The 22,513-nt window shown below is 40.9% G+C and carries 16 protein-coding genes; 9 read left to right on the forward strand and 7 right to left on the reverse strand.

Annotation, left to right across the window (positions count from 1 at the left end):
• Window positions 1-16 precede the first annotated feature (16 nt).
• From NH399_RS06355 to NH399_RS06365, 3 genes are all read left to right on the forward strand, one after another.
• Entirely contained in the window at window positions 17-1,504 is a 1,488-nt protein-coding gene (locus tag NH399_RS06355; protein WP_253037863.1) for a peptide MFS transporter, read from the forward strand.
• A 111-nt stretch (window positions 1,505-1,615) separates the two neighbouring features.
• The gene (locus NH399_RS06360) at window positions 1,616-2,992 is read left to right on the forward strand and encodes a YfcC family protein (RefSeq protein ID WP_253037864.1); all 1,377 of its coding nucleotides are present in this window, start codon (window positions 1,616-1,618) and stop codon (window positions 2,990-2,992) included.
• Between the two features lie 216 nt (window positions 2,993-3,208).
• Window positions 3,209-3,640: a CBS domain-containing protein gene (locus tag NH399_RS06365; RefSeq protein WP_253037865.1), complete on the forward strand. Its 432-nt coding sequence runs from the start codon at window positions 3,209-3,211 to the stop codon at window positions 3,638-3,640.
• A 24-nt stretch (window positions 3,641-3,664) separates the two neighbouring features.
• Here the strand turns inward: NH399_RS06365 and NH399_RS06370 are convergent, their stop codons facing one another.
• Both NH399_RS06370 and NH399_RS06375 read right to left on the reverse strand, forming a co-directional pair.
• Window positions 3,665-3,916 carry a hypothetical protein gene (locus NH399_RS06370; RefSeq protein ID WP_253037866.1) on the reverse strand — a complete coding sequence of 84 codons (252 nt, stop codon included), beginning with the start codon at window positions 3,914-3,916 and terminating at the stop codon, window positions 3,665-3,667.
• A 15-nt stretch (window positions 3,917-3,931) separates the two neighbouring features.
• Entirely contained in the window at window positions 3,932-4,165 is a 234-nt protein-coding gene (locus NH399_RS06375; protein ID WP_253037867.1) for a hypothetical protein, read from the reverse strand.
• Window positions 4,166-4,562: 397 nt separating this feature from the next.
• On the opposite strand from NH399_RS06375, the gene NH399_RS06380 reads away from it, so the two are divergent.
• Window positions 4,563-6,746 carry a TonB-dependent siderophore receptor gene (locus tag NH399_RS06380; RefSeq protein WP_253037868.1) on the forward strand — a complete coding sequence of 728 codons (2,184 nt, stop codon included), beginning with the start codon at window positions 4,563-4,565 and terminating at the stop codon, window positions 6,744-6,746.
• A gap of 109 nt (window positions 6,747-6,855) precedes the next feature.
• On the opposite strand, the gene NH399_RS06385 is transcribed toward NH399_RS06380, so the two are convergent.
• Window positions 6,856-8,892, reverse strand: a complete 2,037-nt coding sequence (locus NH399_RS06385; RefSeq protein ID WP_253037869.1) for a hypothetical protein — start codon at window positions 8,890-8,892, stop codon at window positions 6,856-6,858.
• 722 nt (window positions 8,893-9,614) lie between these two features.
• Here NH399_RS06385 and NH399_RS06390 point away from each other — a divergent pair.
• The gene (locus NH399_RS06390) at window positions 9,615-10,943 is read left to right on the forward strand and encodes a dicarboxylate/amino acid:cation symporter (RefSeq protein ID WP_253037870.1); all 1,329 of its coding nucleotides are present in this window, start codon (window positions 9,615-9,617) and stop codon (window positions 10,941-10,943) included.
• A gap of 105 nt (window positions 10,944-11,048) precedes the next feature.
• Here NH399_RS06390 and NH399_RS06395 read toward each other — a convergent pair whose 3' ends face one another.
• Genes NH399_RS06395 through NH399_RS06405 form a run of 3 tightly spaced genes read right to left on the reverse strand, consistent with a single transcriptional unit; the run spans window position 11,049 to window position 15,294 of the window.
• Window positions 11,049-11,771, reverse strand: coding sequence for a hypothetical protein (locus NH399_RS06395; RefSeq protein ID WP_253037871.1), 723 nt, complete (start codon window positions 11,769-11,771; stop codon window positions 11,049-11,051).
• A gap of 56 nt (window positions 11,772-11,827) precedes the next feature.
• Window positions 11,828-13,696, reverse strand: a complete 1,869-nt coding sequence (locus NH399_RS06400; protein ID WP_253037872.1) for an alkaline phosphatase — start codon at window positions 13,694-13,696, stop codon at window positions 11,828-11,830.
• Window positions 13,696-15,294 carry an alkaline phosphatase gene (locus NH399_RS06405; RefSeq protein ID WP_253037873.1) on the reverse strand — a complete coding sequence of 533 codons (1,599 nt, stop codon included), beginning with the start codon at window positions 15,292-15,294 and terminating at the stop codon, window positions 13,696-13,698. Before NH399_RS06405 ends, NH399_RS06400 begins: the two co-directional genes overlap by 1 nt.
• Window positions 15,295-16,089: 795 nt before the next feature.
• Here NH399_RS06405 and NH399_RS06410 point away from each other — a divergent pair.
• From NH399_RS06410 to NH399_RS06420, 3 genes are all read left to right on the forward strand, one after another.
• The gene (locus NH399_RS06410) at window positions 16,090-18,087 is read left to right on the forward strand and encodes a methyl-accepting chemotaxis protein (protein ID WP_253037874.1); all 1,998 of its coding nucleotides are present in this window, start codon (window positions 16,090-16,092) and stop codon (window positions 18,085-18,087) included.
• Between the two features lie 50 nt (window positions 18,088-18,137).
• Window positions 18,138-18,506 (forward strand): hypothetical protein, encoded by a 369-nt coding sequence (locus NH399_RS06415; protein WP_253037875.1) that lies wholly within the window; start codon window positions 18,138-18,140, stop codon window positions 18,504-18,506.
• A gap of 526 nt (window positions 18,507-19,032) precedes the next feature.
• On the forward strand, window positions 19,033-19,875 hold the full coding sequence (locus tag NH399_RS06420; RefSeq protein ID WP_253037876.1) for a hypothetical protein: 843 nt from the start codon (window positions 19,033-19,035) through the stop codon (window positions 19,873-19,875).
• A gap of 9 nt (window positions 19,876-19,884) precedes the next feature.
• Here NH399_RS06420 and NH399_RS06425 read toward each other — a convergent pair whose 3' ends face one another.
• Window positions 19,885-20,100 carry a hypothetical protein gene (locus NH399_RS06425; protein ID WP_253037877.1) on the reverse strand — a complete coding sequence of 72 codons (216 nt, stop codon included), beginning with the start codon at window positions 20,098-20,100 and terminating at the stop codon, window positions 19,885-19,887.
• 337 nt (window positions 20,101-20,437) lie between these two features.
• Between NH399_RS06425 and NH399_RS06430 the strand changes: the two genes are divergently transcribed.
• Window positions 20,438-22,492, forward strand: coding sequence for a TonB-dependent siderophore receptor (locus NH399_RS06430; RefSeq protein ID WP_253037878.1), 2,055 nt, complete (start codon window positions 20,438-20,440; stop codon window positions 22,490-22,492).
• Window positions 22,493-22,513: the final 21 nt, after the last annotated feature.

Below are 22,513 nucleotides of genomic sequence, written 5' to 3' on the forward strand. Positions count from 1 at the left end.
CAGGAGAACATGTTCAATGACAACCAGTGTTTCAGATGCGGCACCGATGCCGAAAGAGCACAAAGACTTTATGGGTCATCCCAAAGGTCTATGGATGCTCTTCTCTGCTGAATTTTGGGAACGATTCAGCTACTACGGCATGCGTGCCATCCTCGCACCATACGTTGCACTTCAATTTTTCTCACATTTAGGCAACCAGGCCGATGCAGAAGCCAGTTTAACCTATGGTGGTTATACCTCCATGGTTTACATGACGGGTATTTTAGGCGGTTATGTTGCTGACAAGATGTTGGGGTACCAACGTTCGATAATGCTCGGTGGCTCGTTAATGGCTGCTGGTCTGTTTATGTCATTGTCTCCTGACTTAACGATGTTCTTGATGGGTCTGGCATTACTGGTTGTTGGTAATGGTCTGTTCAAGCCAAACATTTCGACCATGGTTGGTAAGTTATACGACGACGGCGATCCTCGTCGTGATTCTGGCTTCACAATCTTCTACATGGGTATCAACGCGGGCGCTCTGATTGCTCCTATCATTTGTGGTACCTGGATTGGTGCTGTTTACGGCTACAAATGGGGATTCTTCACAGCAGGTATCGGTATGGTACTTGGCCTGATGGTATTCCAACTGTTAAAAAGCTGGTTAGACGGTGTTGGTAAAGCACCTGAAGGCGTTGATGGTAAGAAATCTTTCATCCAAGTTTTGATTGGTGCCGCAGTTCTGGTTGCTCCAGTTTTCATCCTGTTAAGCCGCAGCCATATCTTAGGTATCATTTTGTCAGTAATGATGCTGGCACTTGCAGGATACTTTGTTTATAGCGGTATCCGAAGTGGTTCAAAAGAACAGCTACATCGCTACATCGCTATGTTGATTTTGTTTGTTGCTAACATGTTCTTCTGGGCATTGTTCGAACAGGCAGGTTCTTCTCTTAACTTCTTTGCTCGTGATTATGTGTCTATGCCTGAGTGGATGGACTTCACGTTATTCCAATCAGCCAATCCTATATTCATTATTATTCTAGCCCCTATTTTTGCTTACATGTGGCCGCGTCTGGATAAGTGGAATATGAATCCTTCTACACCACGTAAATTTGCGTTTGGCCTGTTGGGTGTAGGTCTTGGTTTCTACATTCTGGTATTCGCTATTCAGTTTATGTTGGTTGACGGCAAGGTACCTTGGCAGATGCTGGCACTATGCTACTTGATTCATACTATGGGTGAACTTTGTTTATCTCCTATTGGTCTATCAATGGTAACTAAACTGGCTCTACCTAAAGAAACTGGTTTAGCGATGGGAGGATGGTTCCTTTCTATTGCAACGGCTAACTACATGGCTGGTCGTATCGCAGCAATTGCAGCTGGCGGTGGTGGTCAAGCAGAAGCAGGCTCTATCGAAGGTTATGCGGCAGTATTTGATCAACTGTTCTGGGGTGGTTTGATTGTTGCCATCTTCTTCTTCGTGGTAGCACCTTTTGTAAACAAGTTGATGCACGGCGTAAAATAAGAGCCTGCTTAACGATTAAAAAAGAGCCCGGGGTTTTCCGGGCTTTTTTATAGAAAACTAAAATCTCGGTGATAACCAAATTGTCACTTATTTATCTGGATACAATAAACAATGAAATCAATAAAAGTTCCGCACACCCTTGTGCTGCTCTTTTCCATGATGATTTTTGCTTATGCATTAACCTGGATTCTACCGGCGGGTAGTTTTGAAACCAGTGTTGATGCCAATGGAAAAGAACTGGTTGTTCCTGGCACTTACAAAGTATTGGAAGAACAAAAGAACCTCCCAGTCTGGAGTGTTTTCACCGTCATTCCACGTGCATTGGGTGAAGCACAAGGTATTATCTTCTTTCTATTTTTGATCGGTGGTTCGATTGCTGTACTACGCTCGACTGGAGCCATTGACGCTCTTTTAGGCAAAGTTCTTAATCGCTTTTCTCACCAACCAGCCATGTTGCTGTTTATGGCGATGTTGTCCTTTACTCTAGGCTCAACTTCTATCGGGATGGCCGAGGAATATATTCCTCTGGTACTCATATTGATTTCGCTCTGTGTCGCTTTAAAGATGGATACCGTATCAGCAGTAGCAACCATGGTTGTTGGTTACGGTATTGGTTACGGCACCGCGATTTTTAATCCTTTTACCGTGCTTGTTGCTCAAGGGGTTGCAGGCGTCACGCCAACATCAGGGTGGGAGTATCGACTGATCTTGATGGTGCCTTTAGTCGCTATTGGTTTTCATCATGTATGGAAATATGCACGTAGCGTTCAGCTCGATCCTAAAAACAGCCTGGTCTACGACGTACCAGACGCTCAGCCGCCTGCTGCCAGCGACTATCCAGAACTGAATGGCCGCCGCAAAGCCGTTTTGTTTGCTACTTTAGGCGCACTGATTCTTACCGTATTTGGTATTGCTAAATTCCAATGGTATTTCGTTGAGCTTGGTGCTGTGTTTTTTGTACTGGGCATTATTACCATGCTGATTGCAGGCAAAAATGTGAATGAAACAGCACAGACTTTTATTAGCGGGGCATCCGAGCTGACAGGAACGGCTTTGTTAATAGGTTTTGCCCGCAGCATTGAGCTGATTCTGACCGACGGGCAAGTACTGCATACGGTTGTTGCAGGATTGGCAGAACCGCTTTCTTACGTGGGTGCCGAGCTATCCGCAGTGGGCATGTTGTTGATTCAGAGCATACTCAACTTCTTTATTCCCTCAGGTTCTGGTCAGGCTTATGTCACTATGCCGTTGATGGCTCCTATCGCTGATCTTGTGGGTGTCTCTCGTCAGGTCGCCGTATTGGCTTATCAGATGGGTGATGGGCTCATGAATATGATCGTACCAACCAATGCGGTACTTATGGGTATCTTAGGCATGTGTGGGATTCCTTATGATCGCTGGTTCCGATTCGTATGGCCTCTGGTATTGAAGCTATTAGTCGCAAGTGCTTTAGCTTTGGTGATTGCCGTACTCATTGGTTATCAATAACCACCTATACCCATCGCCTTTCAAGGTGCAGCGGTGTTGGCTGCACCTTGAAATACTTTGGCTATATATTCAATGCCTTACCTCTTTAAATTTGTTTTTTGAGGTAAGGTACTTCTCTCTTCTTGAAGCAAAACTCCTACGAATTCTCAGATGACACTTGTTGATTTGTTATCGGCCTTCTATAAATAGAAAAAGAACAACTCAACGAGTCTTGCTATGAACGTTGTCGAAGATATCATGACGGTCAAACCCATTTGTCTGAAAGACAATGACAGTCTGTTTTTAGGCCGAACGACCATGCGCAATCATGGCATTCGCCATATTCCTATTATCTATGCAGACAGTGGATACTTTGCTGGTATATTGACCCAAAAGTCGGTTTTGTCAAAGGCAATAGAAATTACCAACAAATCGGGATTACATCATCTGGAAGAAGAGGAAAAAAAGATCAGTATTGAGCTGGTTATGGATACCGATGTCACCACTGTGGGGCCATCAACTCCTTTATTGAAAGCGGCTCTGTATTTTCGTGATCACCGCCACGGTTGTCTGGCGGTTGTATCTAATGACAAGGTGGTTGGTATTTTGACGTCAGGCGATTTCGTTAAGCTCTCGATTCACTTCTTAGAAACTTACGCAAAAATCTAATCCTCTGCGCCATTAACAGCCCTCTTAGGTGGTAAAGCTGGGTGCAAGAGAATCTGATGACAGCCTAAACAGTCGTACATTTTGGTTTAACTCCTGTTCACAAGTGAGCAATAGCAACTGGCGAAAAAGTCGTTGTATTTCTTTACCTTCATCACCCGACTGCTCATTGGCTAGCTGATAATCCCATTCGACACAGGCGGTATCAGAGTCGTCTTTGTATATTCTTAAACATGGTTTACCTTCGTTTAGCCATGCGTAGATTCGATAGCCCATCATTCATTCTCCCTCTTGCTAATGGTGTATACCTCGTCGTAGATGTTCAACAACCTCACGTTCTCCATACAAGGCGTTAAGCCCCTGAATTCCATCACGTAATGTTGATGCCAATGCCGAAAAACGCTCATGACTTAAATGTAATGACGTTTCACCTAAACGTATATGAAACGAATTACAATCAGCACAATGCCATAGCTCACACCCTTCGGATATTGCTAACGGTTCTGGATAACAAGGTGATTTGCTCACAGTAGGATTCTCTATTTACCTTTCATTAATACAAACGATAATCATTATCATTTAATATATCAATGTTAAATTTCTCCATTTATTGTCTTTCACAAAACATCCTTGATTTAGATAAAACGAGTCACACGCTTAATAAAATATGACTTGAGTAACCAAAAAACATTTAGGAGTCAGAATCTTTTTCGTTTTATCGTACTGAGGATATCTCGAGATCATGAGATTCTACAAAATAGGTATAAAAACTCATCCTTTTTAGCACAAAATTTGCCCTGTTTAAAAAATAGCTTCTACACTTATTCATTAAAGTCGCGCTTAGTGTTTGATTTTTTTGAAGTGTTTGAAATCTCTTACTAAGCTTATATCGCATACCCTAATAAACACAAATCAGGGATAAATTATGAAACGCTTAACCCCCAATCAACTTGCGATGTCCGTTTCCTTATCTTTGTTGTCTACCTCATTACTTGCCACCCCCGATGACGATACCCTTGGCTCCGTGTCCTTGGAAGATCTGTTGAATATAGAAGTCACCACCGCCTCTCGCTCGAAAGAAAGCGCTCAAGATGCGCCAGGTACTCTGGTTGTTATCCCCGCTTCGACGATCAGAGAAAGAGGCTACCGACATCTTGAAGATGTCCTTAAAGATCTTCCTGGCTTTGAAGTTCAATCACAGTCAGATGCCCAAACATTTAACCGTGTGACGATTCGTGGTATCACCGCCAATAACAAGTTCGTTATTCTGCAAAACGGGATACGAATCAGCTCGCCAACGGGAGAAGAAATACCGATCAACTATAACTTCCCTCTTTATCATGTAAAACAAATCGAGGTGGTTTATGGTCCAGCGTCAGCACTGTATGGTGCCGATGCATTTACTGGTGTAATCAATATCATTACGCACCAAGATCCAGAGAGTGCCACTTCATCAGTAGCCGCAAGAACAGGCAGTGATGGCCTTCGTTACGCCGACTTCCACTACGCTCACGCCTTCTCTGAAGACCTGAAATTATTTGTTGGAGGTCATACAGAAGAAGGCGATCATCAAAACCTCGCAGCGATCTATCCCAATTCTTATCCGGCTAATGACCTGGTCACTTTTGGTGGCAATACGGTGGTTAATGGTCAAGACCGTGTCTTGGGAGAATACCCAACCAAAAGTAAAAGTTTGTTTGCCAACTTACTCTACGCAGATACTTATAAATTAGGCTTTAACAAAAAAGTGTTCCGACACTCTACTGCTGCTGGTGATACTGCTGATATTGTAGACTACGGGCAGTTTCCACACTGGCAGACAGAAATCGAAAATATTTACTCAACTTTTCGAGTAAAATTTAATGACGAGCTTTCTTCAGATATCCAAATCAGCTATTCAACTTATGAAGTTGCTCCAACGTCATCTTTTACTAATATATTTACTGAGTTTGTTCACGGCTACAAATACGCCAAAGGTAGCGAGTTTGAGCTAGGGCAACAATTTTATTACAACCCATCAGAAACCACTCAAATAATAGTCGGTTATGTGTGGGAGCAATTTAGTTCATTACCTAAAACGGCAGACTTGCCCTTTCCTTTTAACCCCGACGTACCCACTGCCAGTCAAAACTTTCTTTATGGTGGAACTGATCTTCCCATCAAGATATTTAGAATTGACTACGATAATACGGGCGCATTTGTTCAGTGGCGAGAAAAATGGACTGACAAAGTAAGCTCTGTATTTGGCTTACGTTACGACGACAGCTCTACTTATGGCAACACTCTAAATCCTCGGGCTGGTTTGGTATTTAAAGCAACCGAAAAGCTCAATGTTAAAGTCTTGTACGGCGAAGCTTTTTTGGCTCCCTCGCCATTGCGTACTTACGAACACTTTGGCTCATTTGTTCCCGTGCCCGATGCCAACGGCATTTATCAAAGCTTCTTCTTCCAGATCCCTAATATCGATCTCGAACCCGAAGAAATGCAGACACTCGAAATTAATGCCAACTATCGCGCCACAGATAACCTAAACATTACGTTAACTGTGTATCAAGAAGAAGCAGAGAACTTGATAGGCCAAACGGCAGCGAATCCACAACAACCCGGCTTTATTCCTGGCGGTAACATTGCCTTTACTCAATTCAATGACAATATAGGGTCATTAGAAGCTACGGGAGCCGATTTATCTTTTATTTATCAGGATCAGGTTGGTGATGGCACGCTTAATTTATGGGGTAGCTTTAGTTATGTTGACGGTGATTTCGATCAAGGTTCTGGTATTGCGGCCTTACCATTTACAGCGAAGAACAAATTGAAACTCGGCTCGACTTATCGCTTAGGCAGTTGGTTTATTTCTCCCAGCATTCACAATCACAGCAAAACCGCCGGCTCGGAGATTGGCAACCTTGCAGGCCAAACCGTCGACAGTTACACACTCGTGAATCTTTATACCGGGTTTGATAATGTATTCGAAAACTTCTCAATTTTCTTCCGTGTTAACAACCTTTTGGATGAAGAACATTTTCATGCAGGCTTAGGCGGTTTGAGTCAGTTAGAAGTGCCACAAGAAACGCGTACTTATGAGGCGACTTTCCGTTATAACTTTTAATCGATTATTCTAAATAACGTCCCAGAAAGGCAGGTTTATTAACCTGCCCTTTTTAATCAACAATCAAAACATATCCATGCTTTAGCTAATCAAAAAACTATCCTTCCATCTACAACTTGATAATAAAACCCCAAAACACTTGATCTAAACCAATAAAATAGCCAGAGAAAGGAACATCATCAGAGACCGTCAGCTCAGGGACTTTTTCTACAATTTTGTTATAGGTATCGATATTAAGTACTTTGAGCTCTGCCATTTTTTTCAAGTGATGTTGATTAATTTTAGGGTGAAACTTCATTAGCTCAGCGACCAAGTTTTCTGGAGTGCGAAGATTTTTATTAGGAGAATAATCTTTTCCATTAACTCTAACCCTTGAGCAAGGCGGAGAAGATAATCCGAGCCGCCGAATAGTTTCACCCAAAGGGTCATCCCCTACTTGACTCTTATGATAAGCATACTCCTGACGGTTTAAATAACTCAACAACTCTATATTACAATACCCTGCAGCATAATAAACGAGAGTTTTCTCTCGTTTATCCATGTTATTAAATGGCAGTCCATAGTTTATGAGAGTCTTAAGTTGCTCAGGAGTCACTCTTCCCGCTTTAGAATAGTTATCGTCAGCAGTAATAAACTGATTATCCAAAAGTATCTTTAGATCAACGCCTTGCTTTCCTGCTACTTTCCAGAAAAGCGACTCCATTTCTAAATCTTTAAATTGATGTTTCTCGATAAAGTCTTCAACTTCCTGATACTTTTCTTTCTCCAACAATGTAGCCAAAATAATCTCTTCATGACTGATGACGATATTTCCTGATGAAGGAGGCAAGTTTTCTTCTATTATTCGATATGCATCGACCAAACCGGGCTCCAGCGAGTTTAAATACTCTAGTCGGTCTTTTCTATCAGAGTACATGGAATCGGCGTCACGAATAACTTGTAGCAAATCATGCTTCAATAGATTCCGAAAAATTTGCTTCACAAATGCTACGCAGTCATCGGCTTCTGCTTTTGAAGATCCCGACTTAGAATACAAGTGTTCATTTGACAAGGTTATAATCTTCTCAATTAATGCGGGCTCAGCAAGATCACGATAGGATTCGTCATTGACTCTAGATTCAAAATCAATTCCAACACTGGCTAGAAGCTCCTTTTTTTCATTTGACAGTTCATCAAAAAACTCTCTATTACCTGAGCCTATATACAATCGATGAGGGTCGTATTGGCTGCCTTCCTTCACCCTAAAGGGCAAGCTGTAATTCATAAGAGTTTGTAGAATCAACTTAAAAGACTCAGGTGACTCTTCTAGCTTTCCATACTTTATCACTCTCTCAAGAATATTAGGTTCCAAATAGGTACTTTCTATTTTCGCATCTTGCTTTAACAAAAACTCAAATATCTCCACGTTGCCAAATATAGCGGCCACTTCGACTAATGATAATCTTTGAGATAAGCTTGATGTAGGTGCATCAATATTTCTTATATATCGAATAAGCTCTTTTATTTCTTGGTTAGAAAAGTAAGCACTTTTAACCATCTGATAGTATTCTTTTTCTATCTTGTCCTTATTTTTTTCAATATATGCCAAGCTCTCAAGGTTTCTTTTTTGATCTCCTAAAAGAGAGGTGATATTTTGCGCATATATAGGACGTTCTTCTAGCATCTGTAACTTGGTATTTTCATCAGCAACGAGGAAGTCTTTTAAATAGGCTTCAGTATTGGACACATTTGAAGACATTAATCCCTTATCAAACTCCTCATAATCGAAACGTGCATCCAGAATTTTATTAGCATAGGGCCGAGCATCCAAACCTAGCGACTGCAACGCAACAACAATTTCATCACTCGAATATTGGCTTGAAATTTCTTCAGGCAAGGTAATATTAAAATCTTGTATATCCCTAAAAGTACTTGAGAGAGAATAGAAAAGACTTTTGCACCTAGCAAACTCTTCTCCTGGTGATGTACTCAGCGACGTCATATCAAATGGAGGCGAACTGTCTGAAGCTAGTTTTTGAGCAATATTAATTATTTTAGGTTCATCACTCTCACTTTTAACTTTGACTTTTTTATTCTCAGTTTTAAGAAGAAAGTAGCCTGTAACTACAACCAAAGTGAGCCCGCCTACCAGGTATCCTTTAATCATTTAACTTCCCCCAATCTTTCCCAACGACAAAAAGGTTTGATGTTGACATCTTATTAATATGTATCATTCATACCGATGAATTAGATATAAGCGATTTTGCCAAGTCACTCTATATGACATAAATTTACGAACTAACTATTTATGCTTTCCATAACGTTTAGTACCAACTCCCGCCAGCACGCGTAAATCTTACCAATTCAGAGACATGTTTGGCAATAATCCCTCCAGCACACAAACTTGCAACAAGATTACTATTCCAGTGAAATCTTTTAACTGGACTCTAATTCACTGTTCACTTTTCAAACAGAAGCTGAGATGAAATAGGCTGTACCCAGCGTTAAAAACTCTATCTTCAGGCAAGATAAACGCTTTTGATTGCCGAACACAAATACTAGGAAGAAACTAACATAAAAGAGCAGTCCAAAGTGCTCCAATGGCTCACATGTTTGCTTGGTTGTATTTTTGAACGACATTGACTGCTTTAGTTTTTTAGCGTTCAACTGACTTATATCAATACATTAATGCTTATTAGGACTTTAAATAGACTATTACCTCTCAGCTTTATTTTGGCCGCCATAAAACTCAGAGATAAAACATCTGCAAAGAGTAACGATAAGTCAATTCAATATGCAGTAGGATAATTAGATGTTTTATGACTTGCTCAATAAGCTACCCCAAAAGTAATGACTTGAGTAAAAACAGTATTAATGAGGAAGGTTTCAATGGGTGATAATCAAAGTAGTATGAAACGAAATTTAGAAATCATCTCCATTATGATCCGCAAAGCGCTTTGGGCTCAAATTATACTGGCGATGATATTGGGATTGAGTGTTGGGCTGCTGTTGTCACCTGAAGGTGGTGCGCTGGTTTCTAAAGATATGAGTTTGGCGATAGCTTCGTGGTTAAAGCTCCCAGGATCGATTTTTCTAAACCTGATTCAAATGGTAGTGATACCGCTTATAATATCATCCATCATTCTAGGCATTTGCTCAAGTGGTGATCCAGATTATCTAAAAAGAGTAGGCTTGAGAATTTTTCCATATTTTTTAGGCACAACGACCATTGCAGTTAGTATCGGTGTAGTGCTTGCTCTACTTATTGAGCCAGGCGCTTATATTGACTCAAACCTATTAAGCTCATCTGGTGCACAAGCCAGCGCAATCGGTATTAAAGCATTGGAGACAACCTCAGCTCCTGAGCAAATCGCAGCACTGATTCCAACCAATATCACCGAAGCCAATATCAAAAGAAATATGCTACAGATTGTTATCTTTTCTATTATTGTTGGTGTAGCAGTCATGTCACTGTCGAAGGAGAAAATGCAGCCATTTCTATCTTTTGGTGAATCCATTCAAGAAATTGCTCTTAAGATTGTGAGCTGGGCAATGCTTTTGGCTCCTTATGCCGTCTTTGGTTTGCTGGCTGACATCACGATACGCGTAGGTTTTGAAGCCATTGTTGGCGTATCCGTTTATGTAGGGACCGTCTTGCTGGGATTGATAAGCCTGTTGGCTTTCTATTTACTGATTGTGAAGTTTGTAGCAAAGAAAAACATTCTGTCATTCATAAAAAGTGTACGTGAAGTACAGCTATTGGCATTTTCGACATCGAGTTCGGCTGCGGTAATGCCTCTTTCTATGAAAACAGCAACTCAAAAACTGAATGTTAAACCAGCAATATCCAAGTTCATCGTGCCGCTAGGAGCAACGGTAAACATGGATGGCACGGCATTGTATCAGGTTGTGGCGGCACTATTTCTGACACAGGTTTATGGCATAGACTTATCGGCGATAGAAGTGATTATTTTGGTTCTCACAACCGTGGGAGCTTCCATAGGCTCACCCAGCACTCCTGGAGTTGGAATTGTTATTCTGGCCACTATATTACAAGGACTAGGCATACCACCCAGCGGAATCGCTTTAATCATTGGCGTTGATCGAATTCTGGATATGTGTAGAACAACGGTCAATGTAACAGGTGATTTAACGGCTTGCAGTGTGATGAACAAGTTATTAGAAGAACCAACGACTAAGCAAACAGCGAAAGCCTAGCTGCTAAACAGGTAAGAACGTGTTCCAACTGATAAATAAAGGACAACTCGATATTCATCTTGAGTTGTCCTGGTCAATATATGGCTAAACTTATACAGCTAAAACCTAGTGCTTATGTCCATGACTATCACCTTCTGCATGATAAAAGCCAGAAGCGCCATGTTCAATAAAGCCAAGGTTAACCATATTATTTAAGAAAGGATCTGTATGATCATCACCAATGTCTGCATAATCCGTTGTATCATAGTCCAATAAAGTCTTAAAGAATTGACTAACTTGCTTAGCATCGTAGCTGACCTTGTCCAGAGTCCAAAGCTGAGTTTTATGTTTACCTTTAACGACAAAGCCTTTGATCAAATGGCTTGATGAAAGCCAATCTAACTTCAGGTGATTGTGAGCATTATTTAACACATAGTGCTCTAATACTTCACATGCTTGCTTGGTTGTGTTTTTTAACGACATTGACTGCTTTAGTTTTTCAGCAATCAATTGATGGCGCGCTGACCAATCGGTTTCTTTTTTTCCATGAACCGCTTCGCCGGGCTGATATTCGATAGCACGTTGATGTTTTTCAAAATAACGAGTGGGCTTGATCATTTTTTTATTAATAAAGTCCCAACCTTCTACAATCTGTGTATCAGGATATTGATGGGCAACTTGTTGACCTTTGCGCCATAAAATAAGTTTAACTTTTGACAACACTTTATCGCCTTCATTGGCAACCGTGGTAATGGTGTACTCTGCTTTTAAGGCATCAGAGGAAATATTGCATGAAGCCTGACCATAAACAGAAAACAGACTCAAAAATAAAATAACGATTCGTTGCATAGCTCAATACTCAAACAAGGGGCTCTAACGAGCCCCTATTCATTACACTTACTTAGTTACTTGGGTTGGTTAACAACCGCATTCGCTTTTGTTACCAGGTCCGCAGCATAATCCATGATATGGAAAATCATGTTTTGCTCATTAGTACCTGTTACCAGGTGAGCACCCGGTCCTTGAGCATAGATACCCACATCTTCACCAGCGTGAGTTTCTGAGCTTTTAGGAACCAAAGCTTCTTGGTGATAACCAGGTGTGGTTGTATCAATCATGCTGATGTCCATACGACCCGCATTAATATCTTCACCATAACCTTTATCAGCATTGGTTTCGGCGCCCAGGTTCATGTGACCACGACCATTGGTATAACCTAGAGTCGTATAAGGCATGCCATCAGAAGCCAAGCTTGGCTCTTCACTGCCAATACCAACCACTTTACCCAAAATAGGATTACCACGCTTAGGATAACCAGCGATAGTAAATACGTGGCTGTGATCGGCGGTAACGATGATTAAAGTATCTTCCAAGTTAGTCATCTCAGCCGCTTTAGCAATAGCTTTATGGAACTCAATCGTGTCCGTCAAAGCACCGTAAGCACTACCAGCGTGGTGACCATGGTCAATACGACCCGACTCAACTGTCAAGAAGAAGCCTTTATCATTGTTGTCCAGAACCTGAATCGCTTTTTCTGTCATTTCAGTTAACGAAGGCTCTCCGGCAACGTCATTTTGGCGATCCGCTTCGTATTGCATGTGTGATTCATTAAACAAACCAAACAGATTGTTAGTTGTTTCAGTATCAATCGTGTTAAAGCCAGCCTGATCATACACATAAGTTCCAGCAGGATATTTAGCTTTCCACTCAGCAGTCAGATCACGACCATCGGTACGATCACCTTCAACACTGCTTACTGCATCAGAACTGTTGAACGAAACATCTTTAGGTAAGAAGTGACGACGTCCGCCGCCCATAACCACTTCAATACCATCAACGTTTATTCCCGCAAAACGCTTTTCTAATTCTTCTTCAAAGTTAACTAACTGATCAGCGATGTCTTTGCAACCAGCAGTAACCGCAGCTTCTGGCATATCAGAAACATCTTCCCAGTTACGGTCGGCAGACTTTGCATAGTTAGAAGCAGGCGTTGCGTGGGTGATACGAGCCGTAGATACAATACCCGTCGACATACCAGCAATCTCAGCAAGCTCTAATGCAGTTACTAACTCATTACCAGCAACCGTTGAGCAATCACCACGAACAATATCTTCGTCAACACCGATAACACCAACGTCTGTTTTAACGCCAGAAACCATGGCTGTCATAGTACCAGCAGAGTCAGGCGTCTGAGCATCAACGTTGTAAGTTTTCGACAAACCTGCAAAAGGAAACTTATCAAAGCTTAGCTGATATTCTTCGCCACTCAGGTTGTTATTCTGACCTTCAAGAATACGTGCAGCCGTTACTGTCGACACACCCATTCCATCACCAACAAACAAGATAACGTTTTTGGCTTTGCCACGTAACTTAGCCAACTCTTGCTCATCAACTTTTGTCAGGCTACCTAATACGTTTTGCCATTCTGCTTGGGCGTTATTCACTTCGGTTTCACCAGCTTTGTACCAGTCATTGTTAATGCTGGTTAAAAGCTCAGTGGTATTAATATTTGTGTTGCCAGGGCTACAAACATATTCTGTTGATGCAATCTCGTCAGCTTCTAATGTTCCGTTCGCATTGTTATCCAAACCAGAGTCAATCTGAACACCGCTGTTAGGACAGTTGTCATTGCCAACAGGTAAAGCCGTTTGCACAACCAGGCTATTTAAACCGTTTGCGCCGTTAGCACCATTAGTACCATCTTTGCCATCGTCGGCACAGCCAGCTAAACCCGCTACTGCGACGGCCATTACACTTAATTTAAACAGTTTCATTATTTTTTACCTTGTTGTGGACCCATCAAGTTTAATGCTTGATTGATCACATGAAACACGACGCTCTGCTCAATCGTACCTTGAACAAACTGCGCACCAGGGCCCATCGCATGTAACGTGATATCTTCACCAGCATGAGTTTCAGAACTCTTAGGAACCAGAGCTTCTTGGTGATAACCAGCAGTTGTCGTATCTATGGTCGAAATGTCTTTACGACCCGCATTGATGTCTTGACCATAACCCGCATCGGCATCAGTCTCTGCACCCAGATTCATGTGGCCACGACCATTGGTGTAACCAAGAGTGGTATAAGGCATACCATCAGAAGCCAAAGCAGGCTCGTCTTTGCCAACTTCAACCACTTTGCCCAGAATAGGATTGCCACGCTTAGGATAGCCCGCAATGGTAAATACATGGCTGTGGTCAGCGGTGACAAGAATTAAAGTTTCATTAGGGTCCGTTGTATCAACTGCGGCTTGAACAGCTTTTGCAAATTCGATGGTGTCGCTCAATGCATTGTATGCGTTACCCGCATGGTGACCGTGATCGATACGACCCGACTCAACGGTTAAGAAGAAACCTTTGGGGTTGTTATTAAGAACATCGATAGCTTTTGTCGTCATCTGACTTAAAGAAGGCTCGCCAGAGGTATCGTTTACACGATCGGCTTCGTAATGCATGTGAGACTCGTTGAACAATCCAAATACACGCTCTACGTTGTTAGTGTTTAATGCATCAAAACCGGCCTGATCAAAAATATACTGTCCTTTAGGGTATTTCTTTTTCCATTCATCAGTTAGATCGCGGTTATCAGTCCGGTCACCTTCAACGCTGCTTGAAGCATCTGGGCTGTTGAACGCTTCATCCTTCGGCAAGAAGTGACGACGACCTCCGCCCATGATAACTTCGATACCGTCAACATCGATACCTGAATAACGCTTCTCAAGATAAGTCTCAAAGTTAACCAGTTGATCGGCAATGTCTTTACAACCCGCTGCAACGGCTTCTTCTGGCATGTCAGAGACATCTTCCCAGTTGCGGTCAGCTGACTTTGCATAAGTGGCTGCTGGCGTCGCGTGTGTAATACGAGCTGTGCTAATAACGCCCGTTGCCAAACCTTTTACTTCAGCCAATTCCAGTGCCGTAACAACTTCGTTACCAGCCACTGTTGAACAGTTGCCACGAACTACATCTTCATCAACACCGATAACACCAGCATCCGTTTTAAGACCAGACATCATCGCAGTCATAGTACCAGCAGAGTCTGGTGTTTGCGCATCAACGTTATACGTTTTAACCAGCGCAGAGAAAGGAAACTTTTCGAAGCTTAAGTAACCTTCTTCACCTGAGTTACCCGCTTGTTGTCCCTGTAAAATTCGTGCCGCAGTCAGAGTTGAAACCCCCATACCATCACCAACAAACAAGATAACATTCTTTGCTTTATTAGCAGGGCGTTGTGCAAGCTTTGAAGTTAATTTACTTTGAGCGTCAGTATACCAACTGCTGTTCTTTTGACTTTCTGGTAGTACGTCGGCAGAAACAGAAGTGGAAACAGCAAACGCTAGCGCGCTAGATATGGCAATCCAGTTCGTTTTCATTTTGCTTATCCTAATTATTTAAATTAAGTATTTCTTTGCTAACTCTGGGAGTAAGAAATTTGAAAACCCAAAGCAGTACGAACGCGAGATATTCACTACATCGCGGAAGGTAGGGTAGAAAAGTTTTATGACTATTTATCGACTGTTAGATGAAAGATAAATGTCATCATTACTAATTAGCGATTTTTTGTGCTGTTTGTTTATAACCTGTTCAACAGATAATTAAAAAGAGATGTTATATCATTTTTTAGTGAGAGAAAAATGCATTTTTATGACTAAAAAGTTTCAAGTAGATGTATTACTTCTCTTTGAAAAAAACACAAAGCCAGAAAAATAAATGAATAAAAATGCTAGATGCTCTCGCATGAAACTTCAATGGGGATAACTTTTATCACCAACAACCTTTTTTATCCCCCCACAGTGAAGCTCCATTTTGTTAACTGGCAAAACACTCTGCTCTATTAATCAGAATTATCTAATATTTAAAACATGGCTGACACAATAACGAAAGTTAATATAAAAAAGAGCCAAAGAAAGCAGGAGTAATAAAAAGGGCTATATTTATAATGACGATTAGCTGGCTTTGGCCTGCATATCTCAAAATATCTATTATAATTAATTCAATAAAAACGACAAAAATATGACAGTAAAGCTTCATAATCACACACATAGTAATCATAGCCGTCATGTGACCATTTACAAAACTTAATATAACTTATTCTATTTATTAAGTTTTCTGAAGCTTTATCAGTGATGAGTTCGTTTTGTTCAACGTCTACCGATAAGGATCAACTAGTGCTTAATTTAACAGTTACTGGTCGCATTATACTAGGTTACACCGTTGTTCTATTTCTTTCTGCAGCTATGTTGTTCTCAGGCATTTCTGGCATAAGTAACATAAGCGCAAATTTTAGTGAAGTTGTTAGTAACACTATTCCGATGGCTAAGTCCTCACGAGAAATAACATCATCGTTCTTACAAGCGAACATTTTGCTTGTTCGCTACCAAAACACCCAATCTTCCAGCGAGCTTTCCGCTATCGAAAAACAATATCAAACTCAAAAATCAGTCAATGACAAAGCGTTAAAGAGCCTGAGAAGGCTAACCGAAGGCAACAATTCGCTAAAAAAAGTCCTTAGTAACATAGCAACTGAGCAACAAAAGATTTTTTCTAATGGCGATAAAATAATTAATGACCACAGAAATAAACTGACGGCCATAGGTATCGCCAACGAACAGAGTAGTTTTTTCTCTGATATGGGTGACGAGATACTCAGCTACTCTATCGATCTTGAGGGAGTGTCTAACAGCAGTCAATCACGGCAATTGATCTCCGACATTACAGAATCACTTGATTCAACGACTATTCAAATTTTAGAAACAGCCGAGATGCTGCTTAAAATGGCGGTGCTCGAATCCATGAGTGAAGTACAAGGCTCGTTAAGCGACATAGAAAACCAATTAACACTGATTAGTAACGATACTCAGATTAAAAACTCCAGCCACTTTAAAAGTCTGACAGACTCCTTCGCACTCTATAAGGCAGCATCTTCTAAGCTTATTCGTTCACATATGAAACGGCTAGACTTTCAAAAGCAAGTAGACGAGGATTTGGCAGCGATTGACGCAGCCAGCATTAATGCAATGAGCGAACTGGATAAGCTCAATGCAACCCTTCAGTCTCTCACCGAACAAGTAGAAAGCGAAACACTTGACTCCATTGATAGCAGCAAAGCTAGCCTTATTCTTTTTGCCTTCATTGCATTGGTATCTGCCATCATTATCAGCTACTTTGTCATTCGTTCCATTAGCCAGCCGCTTAACAGTACCGTTAATACCATTCATGAAATTGCCAAAGGCGACCTGTCTGTTAAATTTGATTTGTCCTCAGATGATGAACTTGGAAAACTGGTTAAAAGCATGCAAAATCTGGTAGATGCGCTCTGCGGTATGCTGTCAGAAATCAACTCAAACTCAGAACAGCTAGCTGCAACAGCCGAACAAAGCGCTAATATTTCTCAACAAACAACCAGCAATATTAATCGTCAAAAGCAGCAAACAGACATTATCGTTACTTCTATTGAGCAAATGTCTGCCGCCGTTAATGAAGTATCCCAAAACTCCAGTCAAACGCTTCATCAGGTAGAAAGTGCTTATACCGAAGTCACAAAAGGCGAAGCCATTCTCAACCAAAATATTTCACGCATTCAATCTTTAGCTAATGATATTGATGACGGAGCCAACGTCATTCAAAAACTGAATGAAGACTGCACCAACATAGGCAGCGTTCTGGATGTGATCCAAGGTGTTGCGGAACAAACTAACTTATTGGCATTAAATGCAGCAATAGAAGCTGCTCGAGCGGGAGAGCAGGGTCGTGGATTTGCCGTTGTTGCCGATGAAGTAAGAACACTAGCCAGTACAGCCCAAGATTCGACAACTGAAATACAAGAAATTATTCAGCGCTTACAACATGCCGCCAGAGAAGCAGTGGCAATTATGACGAAAAGTCGGCAAGAGGCCCAAAGCAGTGTTGAGAGCATACAGGAAGCAGGGGATATGTTGGCGCATATAGCTAACGCCGTTAATCAGATAAAAGACATGAGCCATCAAATTGCCAGCGCAGCAGAGCAACAAGCAGTATCAACCAAAGATCAGCAAGAAAATGTCTCTGCCATCGCCGCCTTTGCCGAAGAAACCTCAGCAGGCGCACAGGAGAACCAAGCAGCCAGCCAAGAGTTGGCACGAATGGCAGAAACTCAAAGAGCGCTTGTAAGCCAATTTAAACTTTAAGATATTGCAATTTAAAATAATCCGATAAAGCCTTACGTAAGGAGAAAGTAATGAAAAACACTCTAGCCCTGATTGTGGCAGCGTTTATATTAAGTCTATTAAGTTCTCATGCCACAGCTGGAACTTGTGAAATCAAATACACTCGCACCGCTTGCGATGGAAAAGAAAAAATCAGCTATAAAAAATGCAAAGGCAAACAATCTTGCTCGAAGTTTAAAGAGGCAGCCGATGCCGCACAGTGCAAAAAACTAGCAACAAAATCTTGCGCAAACAAACGCTATAGTATTACAAAGTCAAAAGTAATTAATGCTGTTTTCGACGGTACTGCTCTGACTACCGATTCAGGCAGCGACGACTTTTGTACTATCTATGAAAACAAAGCTACAGAATTTAACCAATGCCCAGAAGATAAAAAATAACCTTCGTTGTGAGTGAACACTCTTGTTCACTCACATTAACTCTCTTTATCAACATCTTACTGAACAATGTTAATCTCAAAGCAATATCTTATGAACTTCCAACAAGAAATTCCGACTCTCCCTATTTTGTTACCAACCAGATAAGCCACAATCTCAATAATAGTTAGGTAGAAGAACACAGCGATAACCACTACAAAAACAGTGGCTTTCAGAGTATGCTTTAATGGTAAAGCCCTATTGTTTTACCTAAAATATCTTTTCTTTGATAAAAAAATTCATACCTTTATTAGTTTTACTTATAACTTGTTTAAAATAATATTATTTGCGATATCTACAAAAAAAATATTGTCTTTCTATCTCTTAGAACATTAAAAAAATAATTTTCAAGATAAATTTATGTGATGGTGATCTCACACTTTACAAGTTCATTTCATTTAATTAGTATTCCGTCTCGAAATTACATACCTAATTGGTAAAAAGCCGTGCATGTCTCTTGCGACATAGAGCTGACGTATTGGAGTTTGTTATGACGGATGAATATCCTGAGCAGAATTTGAAACGAGATCATTCATCCAGCTCAAAAACTCAATCACTTATTGCAACAGTATCTTTGGCTGGCTTAGCTTTCATTGTATTGTTAGTTTTGTTTTACAAACAAAGTTGGAGTAATGCGCAACTACAATCCAAAATTGTCGAATTGGAGAAAGAGAAACGTATTGCAAATCAAGAACTCGATATCCTAAGAACGTTAAGTCCTTATCCGATAGACACCAATCAATCCGTTGCAGAATCTCTAAAAGATATGACACTAGCTCCGGGTTGGGTTGCACGCGTTTATCCCGTACCTAATCATTTAGATGAGTTAAACAATAAACTGGACATGGGCTCGTTTGTTCTCGATGAAAGACAGTTCACTTTAACCAGCCATAAACAATATGGTGTTAAACACCTTGGCAGTGCTCTATATCGACTTAACGCCCTCTTCCCAACTCTTTCAAGGGGCCGTCATCAGATTGGAGTTCAAATTGGATTATCAGAAGCGTTCCTCAATAATTACTCCAGCAGCCTCCTTGATGTTACCTGTTATATCAAAGTGTCTATCGACCAAAATCAGTTAATCGACAAGAGAATTAAACTCGCTAACGAAAAAGAAGTAATTCTTACTGGAGAGCTACACTTAGAGCCTGGAACCCATCCTATCTCATCCATTTTCTATTGCGACAAACATTCTGATGCCAATGGAGAAGATATTATTATTTCCTTGAGTTTTCGCAATCCCGGAGAGCATAGCTTATCCAACCACCGAAATTCTGTTTACCACATTTATAAAAACCAGTTCAGTATCAATGGCATTCAACATCAAAGATAATTAGATGTTCTAGTTAAGGCGGACAACATTGGGGTATTCTTCGCTTGCCAGCTCGTGGAATAAATCAGAAAAATACTGACCCAGCTCTGACTCCTTAATATCTTCTGGGATGCAAATAGAAGTCTCTTTAACAATTAAGCCCGTTCCATTGTTTTTAAAAACACTCCAACCGTTGTTTTCTCGCTGCACCGATAGCCTTTTTCCGTAAACATTGAAATGAATCATATAAAACCCAGCTAAAAAATCATCAAGGAGTTTTGTAATGCAATCTTGTCAGACCTTTGGCTCTCTACTTTCTGCATTATTTTTAGTGTTACAGAATATCAAAGTGCTTTCATAACCTAAAGCTGAAGCACAAAACGTTGGGCTTCAGTTTCTTTTGACCTGAGAATGATTATCAATTTTCCTATCATTGCTCTTCGATTTCGATGCAATACACCACAAAAATCTCAATAGACAAAGTTATTTCCTACCAAAACTTAACTAACTAGAATAAATTGAGATTATATACTAAGAAAGGATAAGTCATTTGATTATAAAATAAACGCCTCAGGTGTAAATAATGAAAAATCACATTATCACTCTACTAATCCTCATGTTATGTCAGACAGTCTCTTTCTCATGTTATGGCCAAGAAGATATCTCTGACGAAATTTCGCTTGAAGACCTACTGTCGCTCGATGTTTCTGGTGTATCCAAGAAAAAGGAAAGTGTTGAAAAGGCACCGGGCATTGTCACTGTAATCTCAGCAGAACAAATTAGAGAGTTGGGAGCAAGAAACCTCACTGATGCGTTAGCTCGCGTTCCTGGCGTATTTAGTTTTGACAATTACTTCTCCCTTACTGACCAATTTTCCATAAGAGGAAATTTAAGCGAAGACTACAACACAAAAATTCTTTTTTTAATCAATGGTCATCCTTCATATCATACACTTACAGGTACATTCTTTTCGGATATGATCCCCATCGAAGCAGTAGAAAGAATTGAGGTAGTTCGAGGACCGGTGTCTGTTCTTTATGGTACCAATGCTCTCACGGGTGTTATTAATATCATCACTAAACAATCTTTAGAAAATGATGCTAAAGCAACAGCCTCTGTAGAAACTTCAAGCCATGATACCTTTACCGGACAGTTTAATGTAATTCAGCAGTGGGATGAAAATAGCCAAGTTTTTATTGCTTTAGAGGCCAAACGAACCGATGGCTTTGTGCAGGGGTTTGATGCCGATCAAGATGATTCTTTTTTCAGTTTTAAAGACGGCTTTGTAAAGTATCCAGGTAATGGAGGTAGCGCCGAGCTGGGAGAAGAACACACGAGTTTATTTACGCAGCTTAAAGTCAATGATTTCGAATTAGATCTGAGCTACTTTGATCAAGAACGGCAGACCAAGCAAGGTATTCAACCATCTTTTTATTTCAGAGGCGGTCCATTCGACATCAATTTACTGTCTCTAGATGCTCGCTATAAAATGGAGCTAAATGAAAATATGTCACTTCGATTTATCGGTCGATATGACGACTATGAATACAGCTATACCGTCGGCAACTATCAAGAACTCGATAACGGCATTACTGATACTGTTAGAACCGCCGTAGGTGATTGGTTAGGCAGCAAGCACGGCCTCGAAGTTATCGCCGACATTGCTTACGACAAATGGGACGTCATCGCAGGCATTATGTGGGACCAATACGAAGCCGACGCTGTTAACTTTAAAACAGGCCAACCATCAACCCACTGGATTACTAATACGCCTCTCGCTGAAGCAGACTTTCCTTTAATTCCAGAAGACTCAGAGAACAGTGACACCGCTATTTATGCCAATGGCCGTTATCGCTTCTCAGAAGATGTCGAAGGCATTGCGGGATTCCGATTTACAGACAACGATGCATCTGGCACCAATACCGACTTTAGACTCGGCGGAATATTTAGTTTAACTCCCAAAACCATCTTCAAAGTACTTTATGGGACTTCTTATCGAAGTGCTAACTTAAACGAGTATAACGTCAACGCTTTTCCAGTAATTGTCGGGAATTCAGAGTTGGACTTTGAAGTATTGAAAGGACTTGATCTTTCAATTAGTCATAGAGGAGATAAATACAAAGTAGAGTTGGTTTACTTTATGAATGAAACTGACGACGAAATAAATACCGTCGCCGATGTTTCTTCTGGCTTCCCTGTTCCTACCTTCTCAAATATTGAAGGAAAAGAAACCAAAGGGGTTGAGTTTGATGCAACCTATATCTTTTCTGAACGAACAAAAGCTTATGTAAGAGGCTCCATTCTTCTTGATGTAACCGACACAAGTACAAATTCAGATATATCTAATGGAACCATCAACGACGTACTGGCCTTTGGAATAACATGGTCACCACAGGATAAAGTCACATTGGATCTCAATGGGTTCCATAACGGAGATTGGCTAACCGAAGGCTCTTATTCTGTCTATAACATGGGAATTCTTTACGAAGCGACAGACTCACTTGATGTTTATCTGTATGGTCACAATATCACTGACAAAGATTATGACTACGCCATCTGGCAAGGTGCCTGGCAATCGACTAGCGTTCCAGCAGCTCGCCCTATGACACTCCATTTGGGATTTACTCAACAATTTTAAGAATCACAAAAAAGCCGAAGT

This window comes from Pleionea sp. CnH1-48 (genome assembly GCF_024124665.1).
In the GTDB taxonomy this organism is placed as follows: Bacteria; Pseudomonadota; Gammaproteobacteria; order Enterobacterales; family Kangiellaceae; genus JAMXSB01.

Bases quoted from the DNA above. Each gene is read 5' to 3' on its own strand.
- NH399_RS06355 (WP_253037863.1), top strand. From the start codon at position 17: ATGACAACCAGTGTTTCAGATGCGGCACCGATGCCGAAAGAGCACAAA.
- NH399_RS06360 (WP_253037864.1), top strand. From the start codon at position 1,616: ATGAAATCAATAAAAGTTCCGCACACCCTTGTGCTGCTCTTTTCCATG.
- NH399_RS06365 (WP_253037865.1), top strand. From the start codon at position 3,209: ATGAACGTTGTCGAAGATATCATGACGGTCAAACCCATTTGTCTGAAA.
- NH399_RS06370 (WP_253037866.1), bottom strand. From the start codon at position 3,916: ATGATGGGCTATCGAATCTACGCATGGCTAAACGAAGGTAAACCATGT.
- NH399_RS06380 (WP_253037868.1), top strand. From the start codon at position 4,563: ATGAAACGCTTAACCCCCAATCAACTTGCGATGTCCGTTTCCTTATCT.
- NH399_RS06385 (WP_253037869.1), bottom strand. From the start codon at position 8,892: ATGATTAAAGGATACCTGGTAGGCGGGCTCACTTTGGTTGTAGTTACA.
- NH399_RS06390 (WP_253037870.1), top strand. From the start codon at position 9,615: ATGGGTGATAATCAAAGTAGTATGAAACGAAATTTAGAAATCATCTCC.
- NH399_RS06395 (WP_253037871.1), bottom strand. From the start codon at position 11,771: ATGCAACGAATCGTTATTTTATTTTTGAGTCTGTTTTCTGTTTATGGT.
- NH399_RS06400 (WP_253037872.1), bottom strand. From the start codon at position 13,696: ATGAAACTGTTTAAATTAAGTGTAATGGCCGTCGCAGTAGCGGGTTTA.
- NH399_RS06405 (WP_253037873.1), bottom strand. From the start codon at position 15,294: ATGAAAACGAACTGGATTGCCATATCTAGCGCGCTAGCGTTTGCTGTT.
- NH399_RS06415 (WP_253037875.1), top strand. From the start codon at position 18,138: ATGAAAAACACTCTAGCCCTGATTGTGGCAGCGTTTATATTAAGTCTA.
- NH399_RS06420 (WP_253037876.1), top strand. From the start codon at position 19,033: ATGACGGATGAATATCCTGAGCAGAATTTGAAACGAGATCATTCATCC.
- NH399_RS06425 (WP_253037877.1), bottom strand. From the start codon at position 20,100: ATGATTCATTTCAATGTTTACGGAAAAAGGCTATCGGTGCAGCGAGAA.
- NH399_RS06430 (WP_253037878.1), top strand. From the start codon at position 20,438: ATGAAAAATCACATTATCACTCTACTAATCCTCATGTTATGTCAGACA.